This is a genomic window from Rheinheimera baltica (assembly GCF_030731985.1).
Classification (GTDB): Bacteria; Pseudomonadota; Gammaproteobacteria; order Enterobacterales; family Alteromonadaceae; genus Alishewanella; species Alishewanella baltica.
Map to the genome: position 1 here is coordinate 125400 of NZ_JAPJDY010000007.1, position 16785 is coordinate 142184.

Genomic DNA, 16785 nt, shown 5'->3' on the forward strand with positions numbered 1-16785 from the left:
GGCAACAACACGCGGGGACGTTGTAAATACGTCCATGTAAACTCTTCTCCAGCCTCCCTGCTGGAGAGGCCCCGCTTTGTTGTCACCTGTCTTCGCTTGAAACTTAAGTGTGTCGACTGGCACAAGCAGCATAACTTAAGACGAAGGGACAGGTGTACTTTCGCAGCAGCGGCAGGGATGCCGCACAGGCTGAAAGGGCACAGGGATGTGCTCCTTGAAGGCGGCGAAGAAAGTATTTCCTTGGCGCTGAGTTTAAATCTGAGCCTTAGCCTACGACAGGCAACAACACGCGGGGACGTTGTAAATACGTCCATGTAAACTCTTCTCCAGCCTCCCTGCTGGAGAGGCCCCGCTTAGTCGCCACCTGTCTTCGCTTGAAATTTAAACGTGTCGGTTGGCACAAGCATAAAAAGCAGTGGAGCAACAATGAGCAACCTGGCAACAGTCACGACAATGCTGACAGATACCGATCTAATGCAGCAGTATCTGCGAGAAATTCTGCTGTCGCCGGTATATCAGGCAGCGGTAGAAACCCCTCTGGATGCCATGACCAAACTAAGCCAGCGCCTGGGCCACAATGTGCTGTTAAAGCGCGAAGATAAACAGCCGGTGTACTCGTTTAAATTGCGTGGTGCTTTTCATAAATTACACAAAGTAAAACTACAGAGCCCCGATGCCAGCGTGGTATGCGCGTCAGCTGGCAACCATGCCCAAGGCGTGGCGTTGTCGGCCAGCAAACTGGGTATCAACGCCACCATCGTTATGCCCATTACTACGCCAGAAATAAAGGTCGCGGCGGTAAAGGCATTGGGCGGTAACGTGGTGCTACACGGCACCGCGTTTGACGAAGCCAACAGTTACGCTATTAATTTGGCCAAGAACGAAGGCGCTATTTACATCCCCCCCTTTGACGATGCCGATGTGATTGCCGGCCAGGGTACTGTAGCCAAAGAGCTATTAAGCCAACATAACCACTTAGATACCGTGTTTATTCCCGTAGGCGGTGGCGGCATTCTGGCCGGTATGGCGGTGTACATTAAAGCCATTCAGCCCAATGTGCGGGTTATCGGTGTTGAGCCAGAAGACGCGGCTTGTTTAAAAGCCGCCATGGCCGCAGGCGAGCCGGTTACGCTGGAGCGCGTGGGGTTATTTGCCGACGGTGTTGCCGTAAAGCGTATTGGAACAGAGAACTTTAACCTGGCTAAACGCTTTTGCGATGAAGTGGTTACCGTAACCAGTGATGAAATATGTGCTGCGATTAAAGATATTTTCGACGATTTACGTGCCGTGGCCGAACCTGCTGGCGCACTGGCACTGGCTGGGCTTAAAAAATACAGCCAGCAACTAAAAAACAGCACGCTAAGCAAACCACAACAGCTTGCAGCGGTGCTAAGCGGTGCCAATTTAAACTTTGATACGCTGCGCTATGTGTCGGAACGCTGCGAACTGGGCGAGAAAAAAGAAGCGGTATTTGCTGTTACCATACCGGAAGAAAAAGGCAGTTTCCGCCGCTTTTGCCAAACGCTGGGTGGCCGCGCCATTACCGAATTTAACTACCGTTACGCCAGCGACAATAAAGCACACATTTTTGTCGGCATTAAACTGCGGCACGGACGGCAGGAACTAAACACCGTCACCAAATTGCTTACTGATGCCGGCTATGAATATCAGGACTTGTCTGATGACGAACTGGCCAAACTGCACGTACGCCATATGGTCGGTGGTATGCCACCCCGTGCGCTACAAGAACAGGTGTATCAGTTTAACTTTCCGGAATATCCGGGCGCCTTAATGAATTTTTTAAATACCCTGGGCGAGCACTGGAATATTACGCTGTTTCATTACCGTAACCATGGTGCCGCCACCGGCGATGTACTGGCTGGCTTTGAAGCCTCCAGCCACGACGACATTGCTGCTTATTTAGACAAACTGGGTTATCAGTATCAGCAGGTGAGCAATAACCGCAGCTACCAGACATTTTTAACCTCGGGTTAAGCAACATAATTGTTACTTTTATGCCATAGCAGGTAAGATAACACCTTGTCTGTTGTGGATTAGAACAATGCCAAAGCCCTATTACTTTTACACTACTTTACTGATTGCATTGCTGATTTTTGTTGCCTGCTTAATGATGAACGGCCCAATGCGGCCTGGCTTACCTGTGGCTGATGACCTGGTTACCCGCATGGCATACATCAACGCTAACCTTACACTGTGGCAATGGGGCTGGCTTAGCTGGATGGTAGCTGCACTTAGCTTGCTGGCTTTTGCGGTGATGTTATCAACCGAGCTTCCCCACGGTGCAGCCCGACAGTATGGCGTGCTACTGGTTGCCTTAGGCATGGCACCGGATTTAATGGCCGAAACCCTGTTCGCCTTTGTGATGCCACAAATATCTATTGCCAATATCGCTTTACTGCAATTTATCGACAACCTGGCGATGCACTTAACCGGTTTCCTTGGCAATGGTTTGTATAACCTTGGCGGGATGGTGTTAACGCTGGTGCTACTTAAACAGCAACCGGCACTTAAGCTGTGGCTGTCTCCTGGCATTCTAGCCTGGATACTGGGGCTGGGGTTATCTGTTGCCATTGCGCTACAGCAATTAACATTGGCAGAGTATTTTACTGCTGCCAGCATGGTATTAAGTACCGCGTGGTTTGTATTAATTGCCTGGAAGCTATGGGGAGCGAGCAATGTACGCCGCACTTAAAGTAGTGCATTTAGGCTCGTTGATTATGTGGTTAGGCCCGGCTATTGGATCCTGGCTGGTTCTGCGCTACATGCAGCAGCATGAAGGTGAATTATCGCCCGCGACAGCGAAGGTTTATCGGGTGTTTTTCTGGACGATTACACTAGAGCATATTGCGCTTTGTACCTTACTGCTAAGCGGTGCCACTATGGCATTTCACTACGGCTTTATTGCCATGCCGTGGTTGCAGCAAAAGCTATGGTTAGTCATGCTGCTCATCGTGCCACTGGAAATTGTCGATATTTGGCTGGGTAACTGGAAGGTAAAGAAACTCACCGAGAAACGCAGTGCAGGCGCTGAACTTAGTCAGCGCGAACAGGCGATGATTAGCTTCTACCACAAAGGCTTTACCAACCTGGCATTAATAACCTTGCCGGTTACCGTGTTAGTAATTATGTGGCTGGCCGTATCCAAGCAAACCTTATGGTAAAACCCAGCACATACTCACCAGGTATACTGCTACTTAGCCGCAGCTAAAGCTTGCAACAGTGCTTGGTGAAACCGCTCAGGTGCCTGAATTTGCGGCGAGTGGCCAAGATCAGCAAAACGGATTAACGTAGCATTGGGTATTGCAGAGGCCGCGGCGGGCCCGAGTTTAGCATAGTTACCCAAGGTTGCACGCAAGGCTTGCGGGGCAGCGTCTTTGCCAATAGCGGTATTGTCTTTATCGCCTATCAACAATATAACGGGCATGCTTAACTTACTAAATTCATACACCACGGGTTGCGTAAAAATCATATCGGACGTTAACGCCGATTGCCATGCTACCTGTTCACGGCCATCACCACGGTACATACCGGCTTGCATTTGTACCCAGGGCTCAAAATCGTCACGCCACTGCCCGGCATAATAGGTGTTGCGTTGGTAATTACGAATACCATCCGCCGACGTGTTAAGTGCACGTTGATACCACTGATCAATTGACCGGTAAGGTACACCCAGCGCTTTCCAGTCTTCCAGGCCAATAGGGTTTACCATCGCCAGTGCTACAGTATTATTGGGGTATTGCAAGGCAAAACGCGTTGCCAGCATGCCACCCATTGAGTGCCCCATTACGCTAACATTAGCAATGTTCAGCTTTTCCAGCAGCGCCTTGGTATTAGCCGCTAATTGCTGAAAACTAAACTGGTACTGTTGTGGTTTAGTTGATTTACAAAAGCCGATCTGGTCAGGCGCAATAACACGATAACCTGCGCTTGTCAGGGCGCTGATACTGCCTTCCCACGTTGCGGCGCAAAAATTTTTGCCATGCATTAATACAATGGTTTTGCCATTAGCGTTATGAGGCGCAGCAGCAACATCCATATAGGCCATTTCCAAGGACTGCTGCTGGCTTTCAAACGCAAAATATTGCACCGGGTAAGGGTATGTAAAACCTTCAAGCCGCGGGCCATAGGCCGGATCTTCGTTAGCCGCTGTTGCTTGAGCGGTTATTAATAGCAGGAAAACGCAGAGCACTAAACTGAGAAATTTCACCATCACCTTCCGTTAATTGTTAACGACACAAACCAATACTTTACCTTATTTAATATCAATACGACAAAGTGGGGCCGTTAGGTCAAAATCGATGACAACAATATCTTCCCTTGCTCCAGGCCAAGGGCAATCGCTACTGAAGTTACCGTCAGTGCGGTTGCCAGCGCCAGTTACGAATTTCCGGCATATCCTGGCTGTGTTGGTTAATGTAACTTTTGTGCTCAAGCAATTTATCGCTGAGTTGGCGCTTTAGCGCCTGGCCTGTTTCGCCGGTCTGCGGCAGGCGATCAATGATGTCCATCACCAGATGGAAGCGGTCAAGATCTCGAATAAAGTTGCAGCGCTTTTTACTCTGCATTTAATGGTATTGTCGAGGTTTTGTGTAAGCATCTAAGATAGACGCGCAACGCTGGAGCTATATTCTCTACATTAAATTTACAACGCTACGTATTGCTAGTGTAAAATAACGCACGTTGCCGCTGCTAGCTGCCTCAAGGTAGGGGCGATGTAATAAATTACACGCAAACGACTACAGTGCAACGGACCTTTAACTCACTCCCGGAAAAGAAATGAAATTAATCAAAATTAGCCTCATATTGCTTTGTCTTAGCGTTTCGACTATGTCTATAGCGGACCCAGCAGCTGAAAAAGAGGCCGAAAAATTATTAAACATCATGGGTATGGAAAATGCTTTGCAGCAATCCATGTCACAAATGATCGATATTCAGTTGCAACAAAATCAGGCATTAGCACCGTATAAAGATGTGATGATGGCCTTTTTTGCTAAGCATATGAGCTATGAAAGCTTAAAGCCGGATATGTTGAGAATTTATGCCGACGCTTTTACCGCTGTGGAACTACGTGAACTCAATAACTTTTATGCTACAGACGTAGGCAAAAAAACCATTCAACAAATGCCTACACTAATGGCTCAAGGGGCGCAAATTGGCGCTGCACGTGTACAGCAAAATATTGGTGAGCTGCAAGCGATGATAAAAGCCGAAGCCGAACGTATTAAGGCACTACAGCAACAATAAACCAAAGCGGAAAGGGCTGCCGTATCTAAAAGCACGGCAGCCAAGTTACGCAGTGGGATAAGCGTCGATTAAACACAGCGCACTAATAAGACTTGTGCGCCTAGCCAGTACAAATTGATACTGATTATCAGAAAACCAGCGACAACTGGGCGCCCACTGTAGTGCGACTAAAACGCTGGTTATCACCATTGTCTTGATAGTCAAATGGGTTTGATTGCTGCTGATAGCTGCGGTATTGCAAATTGTACCAATTGCCGTATATGTCTAACCGAATGTTGTCGTGCACTTTAAGCTCAAGCCCGGTTCTAACCATGGCATGACAACAAATGTCATTACTACTGTCTACCCACTCTATCAAACTACCATTTAAATCAAATCCAGCTTGAAAATATGGGCTCAGCCGCCAGTCCATGCCCAGCCGACCGTATAAAAACAGCGGTCTTATGCGACCATCATTATAGTCAGCCGGTTGCTGCTTTAACGTTATTCGCTGATAACTTAAGCCTAACTGCATGTAAAAGTCTGTGCGATCAACATTACGCAGACCAAGCGAAAAACCGCTGGTTTTTGCTTTATCACCAACTTCACTAAATACTGAAATAACTTTCTGGCTATCGCCAAACTCTGCCTGCGCTGCAGGTACAAACAGGGCACCCATCAAAGCCAACCCTGCTACAACTAATCTGCACATGTACATACTCTTAGTTAACAAAAAATACAAAATGGCGCGGATATTAACCGAAAGGTATGTTTGATGAAAGAGAAAAACCAGCCTACGTTTGATAGCGCACAGAGCCTGATTTTAACCTGTACTAATATCATCAGGAAAGCCATTGCTCAAAGCCATAGTTCAAAACCAGAGTTCAAAACCATAGTTCAAAAACCAGAGTTACCCCCATCAAAGTACATCCGCATGTGCTTAAGGTATGCAAAAGAGCAGGGTGAAAAACACATCTGCTCTATACTCTTTACAGTGTTACCCCCGTTACCTGAGGCTGGAGTTCACCAGCACACCATGGAGAAATAATGAAAATAACTCCAGATGACTACCGCGTACCACCCAACGAACCCGTTGACCTTTCGCAACGCCCCACCCTTGTTGAGCCAGCTTATGACTCGAAAAAAGCCTACAAAAAAATGCTACAGGCGCAAGTTGACGAACTAAGTGAGTTGCAACGGCTGCACTATGCGTCTAACAAGCACGCTTTACTATTAATTTTTCAGGGCATGGACACGGCAGGGAAAGACGGGGCAATTCGCCATGTGATGTCAGGTGTAAATCCACAGGGCTGCCAGGTATTTAGCTTTAAACAACCCAGCACCGAAGAGCTGGAACACGATTTCCTCTGGCGCACCACCAAGCGCCTGCCAGAGCGCGGACGCATCGGCATATTTAATCGCTCTTACTACGAAGAAGTATTGGTAGTTCGGGTTCACCCACCGTTGTTGAAGGCGCAGGGGTTTTCCGCCGATGCCATCGCCGGGCATCCTATCTGGGAAGAACGCTTCAAGTCGATCACAGATCTGGAAGCGCATCTGCACACTAATGGCACGCGGGTGATTAAGTTTTTCCTGCACCTGTCTAAGGAAGAACAGCGCCAACGGTTTCTTGCACGCATCGATGAGCCGGAGAAAAATTGGAAGTTCAGCACGGCTGATATCAAAGATCGCGCGCACTGGGACGACTATATGCGTGCATATCAGGCCTGCCTTAGTGCCACCAGCACTGAACAGTCACCCTGGTTTGTTATTCCGGCCGATGATAAAAAAAATGCCCGGTTGATTATCTCGCAGATTATCGTCGACTCGCTAAACAATCTGAATATGAGCTACCCCAAAGTTAGCGCGGCTCGGCGTAAGGAATTGCTAAAACTGCGCGAGCAGCTCGAATAAACCGGAGCAGCATTTAATCACTTATTTTCTATCGCACAACTCAGTCTGGCTTTCAAAGCAGTACTGTGTGCATCGCTAAGCAAAGTGCTTTGTAATAAAGCTGCACCGCAGTAGTTGACCTTACCATCGTGGTAAGCTTTAACCTTGTGCTACGTTACTGAAGAGAAACGAGGGTTGAACAATGAGTGATTCCGTACAACTGCACATTAAAGGCATGAGCTGCGCGTCCTGCGTTGGCCGTATTGAAAAAGCACTAAAGCAGGTTGACGGTGTCAGCAGCGCCAGCGTTAATTTAGCCAATGAAACCGCCACTGTTAGCGGTACCGCCAGTGTTTCCGCACTGGCCAATGCCATCACCAACGCCGGATTTCAGTTAAAGCAGCGCCAGCAGCAGTATGGCGTTACCGGCATGACCTGCGCTTCTTGCGCCGGCAGGGTGGAAAAAGCGCTACTCAAGGTGCAAGGCGTAGTAAACGCACAGGTGAACCTGGCAACAGAGCAAGTAAGCTTAACACTGCTTGATGCCGTGAACACGGAGCAATTACAACAAGCACTGGTAGGGTCTGGCTATACGTTGGTTGAAAAAGATCAGACAGATAATTCAGCAAAAGCAGACACTCTGCCATTTTATCGCCAGCCCTGGTTTCCGGTATTGGGCTCTGCCGTGCTGACACTTCCGCTGATCCTGCCAATGCTGGGTATGCTATTTGGCGTGGACTGGATGTTACCCGCTCTGTGGCAATGGATGCTGGCTACGCCGGTGCAGTTTTACTTTGGTGCACGTTTTTACAAAGGCGGCTGGGGTGCATTAAAAGCCGGCACCGGCAACATGGACTTGCTGGTTGCGCTGGGCACCAGCGCAGCCTACGGCTTATCACTTTATTTGTGGTTAACGTTCGATGGCCAGCATGGCGCGGCGCCTCTGTATTTTGAAAGCAGTGCTGCAGTACTGACACTGGTAATACTGGGTAAGTGGCTTGAACACCGCGCCAAGCGGCGCACCACCGATGCACTGCGGGCGCTGGAAAACCTTAAACCGACTGAAGCCAGAGTAAAGCGTGACGACACATGGCAAATGGTTGCCGCAGCATCGATACAAAGTGGCGAAATCGTGCAGGTGAAACCGGGCGAGCGCATTGCTATCGATGGCGAAGTGCTTAGCGGCGATAGCAGTGTTGACGAAGCGCTGATCAGTGGCGAGAGCTTACCACTGCACAAAAGCAGCGGCGACAAAGTGGTTGGCGGTGCCATAAACCTCGATGGCGTGTTGGAACTGCGCGCCACCAGCGTGGGTGCGGAATCAACACTGGCGAAAATTATTAACCTGGTAGAGCAGGCGCAAGGCGCCAAAGCACCAGTGCAGGCACTGGTTGATAAAATTAGCGCCATTTTTGTGCCGGTGGTACTGCTGGTCGCGCTGGTAACGCTATTAGGCTGGGGCTTTAGCACAGGTAACTGGGCACAGGGCATTTTAAATGCCGTTGCGGTGTTAGTTATTGCCTGCCCATGCGCTTTAGGCCTGGCAACACCGGCAGCAATTATGGCTGGTACTGGCACCGCCGCCCGCCACGGCATACTGGTAAAAGATGCGATCGCACTGGAGCAAGCCACAAAAATAGATTATGTGGTATTTGACAAAACCGGCACCTTAACCGAAGGCAAGCCTGAACTGGTGCAGTTTACTGCAATAACTGGCAGCGAAACCGAACTACTCACCCTGGCCGTATCGTTACAACAACATAGCGAGCATCCACTGGCCAAAGCCGTGCTGGTCAAGGCTGAGCAGGATAATGTTTCTGCTGTCGATACGCGTGACTTTTCAGTGGTCGCCGGTAAAGGCGTTAAAGCAAAAGTGGATGGTACCCAGTTGATGCTAGGTAGTAGCCATTGGATGCGCGAGCTGGGGCTTGAGCTGCCGGTTGACCTTATCAACGCCAAAGGGGCCTCTGTGTCGTGGCTGGCAAAAGCACCGGCCGATAACCCCGAACTAAAACCAGAGCAAAAACCAGAGCTGCTCGGCTTGCTGTGCTTTAGCGACACCTTAAAACCGCATGCCAAAAAAGCGGTGGCGCAACTGCAGCAGCAAGGCATTAAAGTAGCGATGCTGACCGGCGATAGCAAAGCCAGTGCCGAAGGGGTTGCCGCTGAACTGAAGCTGGATAATTATCAGGCCGAAGTTCTACCAGAAGACAAAGCCAGCTTTATTAAGCAGTGCCAAAAAGACGGCCATCAGGTTGCCATGGTGGGCGATGGCATTAACGACGCCCCGGCGCTGGCGCAATCAGATTTAGGTATAGCGATGGCAACAGGTACTGAAGTCGCCGTCAGTGCGGCGGCCATCACCTTAATGCGCGGTGAACCCGCACTGGTGGGCGCAGCGCTGACGATTGCCGGTAAAACCTACCGAAAAATTCAGCAAAACTTGTTTTGGGCGTTTATTTTTAACACCGTGGGCATCCCACTGGCCGCGCTGGGTTATTTAAACCCGATTATTGCCGGCGCAGCGATGGCCAGCAGCAGTTTAATTGTGGTCAGTAACGCCTTGTTATTACAACGCTGGAAAATGCAGGAGTAACGGTATGGCCAGCTTATTAACCCTCGGCGATGCTGCGGCAAATGCGGCTGACAAATGGCATCAGGCGCTAAGGGCTGATTTACTCAAATGCCGGTTTAGCCTGCCCGCCCATTTTTTTCAACAGCATGGCCATGGGGCAAAAGCCGGTAAATGACGACTGCAGCAAGTTAAGCCCAACAAACGCCGTTACCCACAACCAATACACACTGTGCAGTTGAGACAGCAATAAACTGGCTACGACTACTGCACCCGCAAAACGGATAACCCAACGATCAATATTCATAATAAGCACCGGTTTAATAAAAAACAGACTGACAATGTCATGCCCCTGCTACTAACGATGGCTTGCTAATCACCCGCGCGCGGATCCCTTCAGCATGCAGTTGCTCATAGGCCGCAACACACAGCGCCACCTCACGGCTGCCGCATTATCGCAAAACAAGATAGTTCGTAAGGTAGGTTACTTTGCTATGCGCCCGGCGCGTTTCAACGTGCGTGTTAGCGCCTTACTCATCTTACGTAAAATGCCGCCAGCAGGCGGAAATGTAGGGGTAACATCAGGGACCGCGTCGACCTGGTTTTTAATCAGTAGGTTATTTTTTATCACCGGCACCACCAGGGCGCTAGGCCAATAAGGATTAATGGCTAAATCAGTGGCAGCGTTAGCCGTGCCATGACCATCGCTTTTGTTATCATCACGACGGTTATCATCACTGCTATTCATATTGGTTACTCAGAATGGATGCAAGACACGTAAATGAGCTTGGCATTAACAACCAAGCTAACAGATCCCCTCTGGCGAATATGTGCGATAACGCACTTACCCCGGATATTACCCCTACATCGCAATATACCAGGCTGAGAAAAAACGCTGAGCCAAAAAAGGGAACATAGTGTAAAACCGCAGCATGCACCAACAAAAAAACCCCTGAAAACAGGGGTTTTGTTAGTCACTTAACGTTATTGCCACAGGCAGATAATGTCAGAACGGAATATCGTCATCAAAGTCGATTGGCGGTTCCATTGGCGCGCGCTGTTGTGGCTGGGCAGGTTGTTGATAACCACCTTGCTGAGGCTGTGCGGCCGGACGCTGCTGATAGCCACCCTGCTGCGGTGCTGCTTGCTGGTAACCGCCTTGTTGCGGTTGCTGCTGATAGGCAGGCGCAGCTTGCTGTGCTGGCTGTTGGTAACCGCCTTGCTGCGCTGCAGGTTTTTGATATCCACCCTGCTGGCCGCCACCCATACCGCCGCCTTGCTGGTTTTCGTTACGACCGTCCAGCATTTGCAATTCATTGGCAATAATTTCAGTGGTGTAACGCTCTACACCGTCTTTATCTTGCCATTTGCGGGTTTTTAATTTGCCTTCAAGATAAACTTTGCTGCCTTTACGCAGGTATTCACCAGCAATTTCGGCTAAACGTTGGTAAATTACCACGCGGTGCCATTCGGTTTGTTCTTTTTTCTCGTTGGTCGCTTTATCGGTCCAGCTCTCTGACGTTGCAACCGTTAAATTGGCTACAGCACCGCCCTGCGGCATGTAACGTACCTCTGGATCGGTACCTAAATTACCAATCAGGATGACTTTGTTAACTCCACGCGCCATGCGAATTCTCCTAAAAAATGTTAAGCCCCGGCTGCGGCAATTACAGCCTGCGCCTGCGCTGTGTCAAAATGTGCTGAACTGACTTTCAGATAACAGCGCTGCTCTGCCAGAAGCAATGTTACTTCCTGCACCCCGGCTAACGCCGTTAATTGTTTAGCTAACTGATTAGCCTGTAGTTCAGTGTGTACCGATACCGCCAAAGATAAGCGCTGCGCGCGCGGCGGAATAGTAAGGGTATTTGCAACTAGCAACCATATTAAACCAATAACTGCCAGCACAGCAAACAATGCTTGGTAGCCAAAATGTTGCACTATCGCGCCGCCCACCACGCCGCCTAAAAAGGCACCAAAAAATTGGCTACTGGAATAAATGCCCATAGCGCTGCCACGCTGTCCGGCTGGAGCAATACGCGACACCAGTGCCGGCAAGCTGGCTTCTAAAAAATTAAAGCCAATAAAAAACAGCAGTAAAGCGCAACTTAATGCAACAAAACCAGGTAGCATTAATAGCAGCATTGCACTTATTAAAAGCGCCACGGCCAACATAAAAAAGCCTTTTTCCTGTGCTTTTCGCATGGCGACGATCATCATGGGTATCATCAGCACAAAAGACCCCAGCAACACAGGCAAATAAAACTGCCAATGTTTCAGTGGTGCCAGCCCATAGCACTGCAACAAAGTTGGCAAGGCAACAAACATTGCGGTTAGCATTAAATGCAGCAACATAACACCGATATCCAATTGCAATAACTGCCGGTGTTTGAGCATGGCTCCCAGGCTTTGTGGTAATGCCAGCGTGTCGGCCATCGGAGCCTTGCTAACGGTTCGAGGTACAATAAAGGCTACGATAAGCATAGCGCTGCACGCCAACACGGCGGTTGCCCAAAACACACCGCTTAACCCGGCAAATTTAGCCAACAAGGGCCCAAGCACCATCGCAACAGCGAAGCTTAACCCTATACTGGCACCAATAATTGCCATGACTTTGGGCCGCTGCTCTTCGCGGGTTAAATCTGCGGCCAATGCCAATATGGCACCCGCCACCGCGCCAGCGCCCTGCAACACCCGCCCTAGGGTAACCATGTAGACAGAATCAGCCAATGCAGCCACAACCGAACCCAACGCAAATACCGCAAGCCCGCCTAACATCACCTTATGCCGGCCAATGCGGTCTGACAGCCAGCCAAGTGGAATTTGTAAGATAGCCTGGGTTAAGCCATAGGCACCAATAGCCAGGCCTATCCACATAGGTGAAAAGCCAGCCAGGTCGCTGCCATACAAGGCAAAAACCGGCAGCAGCATAAACAGCCCCAGCATTCGGCTGGAAAACACCAATGCTAACGCTATTGCGGCACGTTTTTCTATAGAATTCAGTTGATGCATCAGGTAAGAGTTAACCGCTGAAATAAGCGCGCAAGTGTAGCACATTACGCGCGCGCTTTAAGCTGACTTACGTTGTTTTCGCCGCTCAAGTTTCACTTTGTAACAAACAGACGCTTTGCCTTGGCGATACCGCTAGCCAGGCGTACTAAAAATAGTCAGTTTTTTTTACATGTTCAGCATCAGCATAAAACATGGCACAAGTAAAACACTGTTAAACAACAATAATTAATTTAGGCATGCTTTTTGCTAAAGACACGAAAATTGAGCACGTTGTTTTGCTTATTTTAGCAGTAACCATTAACAGTGTATTTCTTGATCTGTGTCTGGCTTACATCACACCCAGAATTATGAGCAACAGGATTGTAGCTTAGTCATCATGAGTTATAAGGATTTTAAATGAAAAACGCTTTTATTTTTGCAGCAGCATTATTCGTTGTTGGCTTTTTTACCACAACAGCCGAGGCGACGCCGATAACCATTGATGTGCATTACAACGGCATGGAAAATGGTTCAGAAAATATCTCAGCCTCTTTGCTGGGTAGGTCTAGCACCGTAATGGCTGGAATGATTTCATTTAGCCACAGTAATCCAAGCGCACCGTTACCGTTTAACTTCGACGGCGATTTACTGGCGTTTTGTATTGAATTTTCACAAATGCTGAACACAAGCCAAACCATGCAATACACTATTACAGCAGCCCACCAGTGGTTTAGTGCACTGCAAGCCGATGCCATTACCCGGTTATATACCGGCTTTGGCAGCCAAACGGGCACCGCGCGCAATGATGCCGCCTTCCAATTAGCATTGTGGGAATTGGTGTACGACTTCAACGGCACTGACTTTACCGGTTTGTCGCTGGCATCAGGTAACTTTAAAGCTAACCGTCAAAGCACTAGTGTGACACTGGCAAACAGCTGGTTAAATCAGTTAGCCAATGTTACCAGCCAACACACTATGTTTGTTATGACGAACGCGTATTCGCAAAACCAGTTAATTTTTACTGGCAACAATGGTACGCCGTTTAATGAACCACTGCCGGTATCAGCGCCAGCTACATTTGGCATTTTTAGCTTAGGTTTATTTGGCTTGGCGTTGCGTCGTCGCCTACGCTAACCTGAATGTAGCGCCTGGCGACAGGTGTATTTATTTACAGTATTTTTCGGCTTCCCCTTAAATTTTACTGATAGATCTGCAATACTGCAGCGCTCGTATCAAGGCGATATTTTTGGGGAACCTACTTGTGGATAAAATTGATATTCGGGGTGCCCGCACCCACAACCTTAAAAACATTTCGCTAACCATTCCGCGCGACAAACTCATTGTGATCACCGGCTTGTCTGGCTCGGGTAAGTCGTCTTTGGCATTTGATACGTTATACGCCGAAGGCCAGCGTCGCTACGTTGAGTCGCTTTCCGCCTATGCGCGGCAGTTTTTAAGTTTGATGGAAAAGCCCGATGTCGACCATATCGAAGGCTTGTCGCCGGCCATTTCAATTGAACAAAAATCCACCTCGCATAACCCGCGCTCAACCGTGGGCACCATTACTGAAATTTACGACTACCTGCGGCTGCTGTTTGCCCGCGTAGGCGAGCCTCGCTGCCCCACCCATGATTTACCGCTAGCGGCACAAACCATTAGTGAAATGGTTGATAAAGTCACCACCTTCCCGGAAGGCACCAAGCTGATGGTACTGGCACCGGTGGTGCAGGAACGCAAAGGCGAGCACGTTAAAACGCTGGAGAGCTTAGCGGCCCAGGGCTATATCCGCGCCCGCATAGATGGCGAAGTATGCGATTTATCTGATCCGCCAACGCTGGACTTACACAAAAAGCACACTATAGAAGTGGTTATCGACCGTATTAAAGTACGTGACGACGTGAAAACCCGGCTGGCAGAATCGTTTGAAACAGCACTTGGCCTGTCTGGTGGCGTAGCTAAAGTAGCACTAATGGACGACCCCAGTGCAGAAGAGCTGGTGTTTTCCGCCAACTTTGCCTGCCCAAGCTGCGGCTATTCGATGATAGAGCTGGAACCGCGTTTGTTTTCGTTTAACAACCCGGCAGGCGCCTGCCCAAGCTGCGATGGCTTAGGCGTAAAGCAGTATTTCGATCCCAATAAAGTCATTGTTAGCGACGAGCTTAGCCTGGCCGGCGGGGCTATTCGCGGCTGGGATAAGCGTAATTTTTATTATTTTCAGATGCTAAAATCGTTAGCCGAACATTATGGCTTTGCTTTGGATGAGCCATTTAACAGCCTGACAAAGCAACAACAGGACGCTATTTTACGTGGCAGTGGCCATACCGTTATCGATTTTAAATACTTAAACGACCGTGGCGATATTGTCCAGCGCAGCCATCCGTTTGAAGGCATCTTGCCCAATATGGAACGGCGCTACCGCGAAACCGAATCTAACAGTGTACGTGAAGAGCTAAGCAAATATCTGGCGCATCAGTCTTGCCCCAGTTGTAACGGCACACGCTTACGCGAAGAAGCTCGCCATGTCTTTATTGGCCAAACCAACCTGCCGCAAATTGTTGAGCTGTCGATTGGCGATTGTATGGTGTTTTTCCAGCAATTGGCCCTTAGCGGGCAACGGGCGCAAATTGCCGAGAAGGTGTTAAAAGAAATTCAGGACCGGCTCAGCTTTTTGGTTAACGTTGGGCTTAATTATTTAAATTTATCGCGCAGCGCGGAAACGCTTTCCGGCGGTGAAGCCCAGCGTATTCGCTTAGCCAGCCAAATTGGCGCGGGCTTGGTTGGCGTAATGTACGTGCTGGATGAGCCCTCTATTGGCTTACACCAACGTGATAACGACCGCCTGCTGGGTACCCTTATTCACCTGCGAGATTTAGGCAATACCGTTATTGTGGTAGAACACGATGAAGATGCCGTGCGCATTGCCGATCATATTATTGATATTGGCCCCGGTGCCGGTGTACATGGTGGCCATATCGTGGCGCAAGGCACGCTAGAGCAGGTTATGGCAACGCCAGAATCATTAACCGGCCAGTATCTGGCGGGCACACGTAAAATTGAAGTACCGCAAAAACGCCACAAGCCGGGCAAAAAATGGCTGGAAGTGATTGGCGCAACGGGTAATAACTTAAAAAATGTCGATATTGCTATTCCGTTTGGGTTAATGACCTGCATCACCGGCGTGTCGGGCTCGGGCAAATCGACCTTAATTAACGACACCTTGTTTCGGGTGGCGCACCGCGTATTAAATAAAGGCGAGGGTAACGACCCAGCCGCACACCGCGAAATTAAAGGCTTAAATCACTTTGATAAAGTGATAGATATCGACCAGAGCCCTATTGGCCGCACCCCCCGTTCTAACGCCGCTACCTATACCGGCATTTTCACTGCCGTGCGTGAACTGTTTGCCGGCACCCAGGAATCGCGCTCGCGCGGGTATCAGGTTGGCCGCTTTAGCTTTAACGTTAAAGGCGGACGCTGCGAAGCGTGTCAGGGTGATGGCCTGATTAAAGTAGAAATGCACTTTTTACCCGACGTGTATGTGCCATGCGATGTGTGTAAAAGTAAACGCTATAACCGCGAAACGCTGGAGATAAAATACAAAGGTAAGAATATTCACGAAGTGCTGGATATGACTGTAGAAGACGCACTGGCCTATTTTGAAGCGATACCGGCCATTAACCGTAAACTGCAAACGCTGATGGATGTTGGCCTTAGCTATATCAAGCTGGGACAGTCTGCCACCACGCTATCCGGCGGTGAAGCTCAAAGGGTAAAACTGGCCCGCGAGCTAAGCAAACGCGACACCGGTAAAACGCTGTATATTCTGGACGAACCCACCACCGGCCTGCACTTTTACGACATTCAGCAATTGCTAAACGTACTACACCGGCTGCGCGATCACGGCAACACTGTCGTGGTGATAGAACATAACCTGGATGTGATTAAAACCGCCGACTGGATTATCGATTTAGGCCCCGAAGGCGGCAGCGGCGGCGGTGAAATCCTGATTGCCAATACACCAGAGAAGGTAGCTGCTTGCGAACGAACTTACACCGGGCATTACTTAAAACCGCTACTGGCTTAGTCGG

Annotated in this window: 16 protein-coding genes; 9 read left to right on the forward strand and 7 right to left on the reverse strand. The window is 49.3% G+C overall.

Translation table 11 applies throughout. The features are described 5' to 3' along the window. Positions 1-426: 426 nt before the first annotated feature. From ilvA to ORJ00_RS12865, 3 genes are all read left to right on the forward strand, one after another. Positions 427-1995 carry a threonine ammonia-lyase, biosynthetic gene (gene ilvA / locus ORJ00_RS12855; protein ID WP_306140046.1) on the forward strand — a complete coding sequence of 523 codons (1569 nt, stop codon included), beginning with the start codon at positions 427-429 and terminating at the stop codon, positions 1993-1995. A 67-nt stretch (positions 1996-2062) separates the two neighbouring features. After that, positions 2063-2713, forward strand: a complete 651-nt coding sequence (locus ORJ00_RS12860) for a hypothetical protein (protein WP_306140047.1) — start codon at positions 2063-2065, stop codon at positions 2711-2713. Further along, complete coding sequence (locus tag ORJ00_RS12865) at positions 2697-3182, forward strand: DUF2269 domain-containing protein (RefSeq protein ID WP_306126559.1); 486 nt, start codon at positions 2697-2699, stop codon at positions 3180-3182. The genes ORJ00_RS12860 and ORJ00_RS12865 overlap by 17 nt, the downstream gene beginning before the upstream one ends. Positions 3183-3211: 29 nt before the next feature. Here the strand turns inward: ORJ00_RS12865 and ORJ00_RS12870 are convergent, their stop codons facing one another. Both ORJ00_RS12870 and ORJ00_RS12875 read right to left on the reverse strand, forming a co-directional pair. Then, complete coding sequence (locus ORJ00_RS12870; RefSeq protein WP_305976910.1) at positions 3212-4231, reverse strand: alpha/beta fold hydrolase; 1020 nt, start codon at positions 4229-4231, stop codon at positions 3212-3214. 145 nt (positions 4232-4376) lie between these two features. Further along, a complete protein-coding gene (locus tag ORJ00_RS12875; protein ID WP_306126558.1) occupies positions 4377-4586 on the reverse strand; it encodes a phosphoketolase family protein in 210 nt (69 codons plus the stop codon). A gap of 211 nt (positions 4587-4797) precedes the next feature. Between ORJ00_RS12875 and ORJ00_RS12880 the strand changes: the two genes are divergently transcribed. Further along, on the forward strand, positions 4798-5265 hold the full coding sequence (locus ORJ00_RS12880; RefSeq protein ID WP_306140048.1) for a DUF2059 domain-containing protein: 468 nt from the start codon (positions 4798-4800) through the stop codon (positions 5263-5265). A 127-nt stretch (positions 5266-5392) separates the two neighbouring features. Here the strand turns inward: ORJ00_RS12880 and ORJ00_RS12885 are convergent, their stop codons facing one another. Further along, entirely contained in the window at positions 5393-5956 is a 564-nt protein-coding gene (locus ORJ00_RS12885; RefSeq protein ID WP_306126557.1) for a hypothetical protein, read from the reverse strand. Between the two features lie 63 nt (positions 5957-6019). Between ORJ00_RS12885 and ORJ00_RS12890 the strand changes: the two genes are divergently transcribed. The 3 genes from ORJ00_RS12890 (at position 6020) to ORJ00_RS12900 (ending at position 9733) form a co-directional block, all read left to right on the forward strand. Then, positions 6020-6292, forward strand: a complete 273-nt coding sequence (locus ORJ00_RS12890) for a hypothetical protein (RefSeq protein ID WP_306140049.1) — start codon at positions 6020-6022, stop codon at positions 6290-6292. Next, entirely contained in the window at positions 6292-7158 is an 867-nt protein-coding gene (locus tag ORJ00_RS12895; protein ID WP_306140050.1) for an ADP-polyphosphate phosphotransferase, read from the forward strand. The genes ORJ00_RS12890 and ORJ00_RS12895 overlap by 1 nt, the downstream gene beginning before the upstream one ends. Before the next feature lie 181 nt (positions 7159-7339). Continuing rightward, positions 7340-9733, forward strand: a complete 2394-nt coding sequence (locus tag ORJ00_RS12900) for a heavy metal translocating P-type ATPase (protein WP_306140051.1) — start codon at positions 7340-7342, stop codon at positions 9731-9733. Between the two features lie 79 nt (positions 9734-9812). Here ORJ00_RS12900 and ORJ00_RS12905 read toward each other — a convergent pair whose 3' ends face one another. From ORJ00_RS12905 to ORJ00_RS12920, 4 genes are all read right to left on the reverse strand, one after another. Then, positions 9813-10016: a YgaP family membrane protein gene (locus tag ORJ00_RS12905; protein WP_027669431.1), complete on the reverse strand. Its 204-nt coding sequence runs from the start codon at positions 10014-10016 to the stop codon at positions 9813-9815. Positions 10017-10193: 177 nt separating this feature from the next. Then, positions 10194-10457: a hypothetical protein gene (locus tag ORJ00_RS12910; RefSeq protein WP_306140052.1), complete on the reverse strand. Its 264-nt coding sequence runs from the start codon at positions 10455-10457 to the stop codon at positions 10194-10196. Positions 10458-10715: 258 nt separating this feature from the next. Beyond that, positions 10716-11336 carry a single-stranded DNA-binding protein gene (ssb, locus tag ORJ00_RS12915; protein WP_027669459.1) on the reverse strand — a complete coding sequence of 207 codons (621 nt, stop codon included), beginning with the start codon at positions 11334-11336 and terminating at the stop codon, positions 10716-10718. Positions 11337-11356: 20 nt separating this feature from the next. After that, on the reverse strand, positions 11357-12718 hold the full coding sequence (locus ORJ00_RS12920) for an MFS transporter (protein WP_306140053.1): 1362 nt from the start codon (positions 12716-12718) through the stop codon (positions 11357-11359). Between the two features lie 396 nt (positions 12719-13114). Between ORJ00_RS12920 and ORJ00_RS12925 the strand changes: the two genes are divergently transcribed. Further along, positions 13115-13831: a PEP-CTERM sorting domain-containing protein gene (locus ORJ00_RS12925; RefSeq protein WP_306140055.1), complete on the forward strand. Its 717-nt coding sequence runs from the start codon at positions 13115-13117 to the stop codon at positions 13829-13831. Positions 13832-13958: 127 nt separating this feature from the next. Beyond that, positions 13959-16781 (forward strand): excinuclease ABC subunit UvrA, encoded by a 2823-nt coding sequence (uvrA, locus tag ORJ00_RS12930; RefSeq protein WP_306140056.1) that lies wholly within the window; start codon positions 13959-13961, stop codon positions 16779-16781. Positions 16782-16785 lie beyond the last annotated feature (4 nt).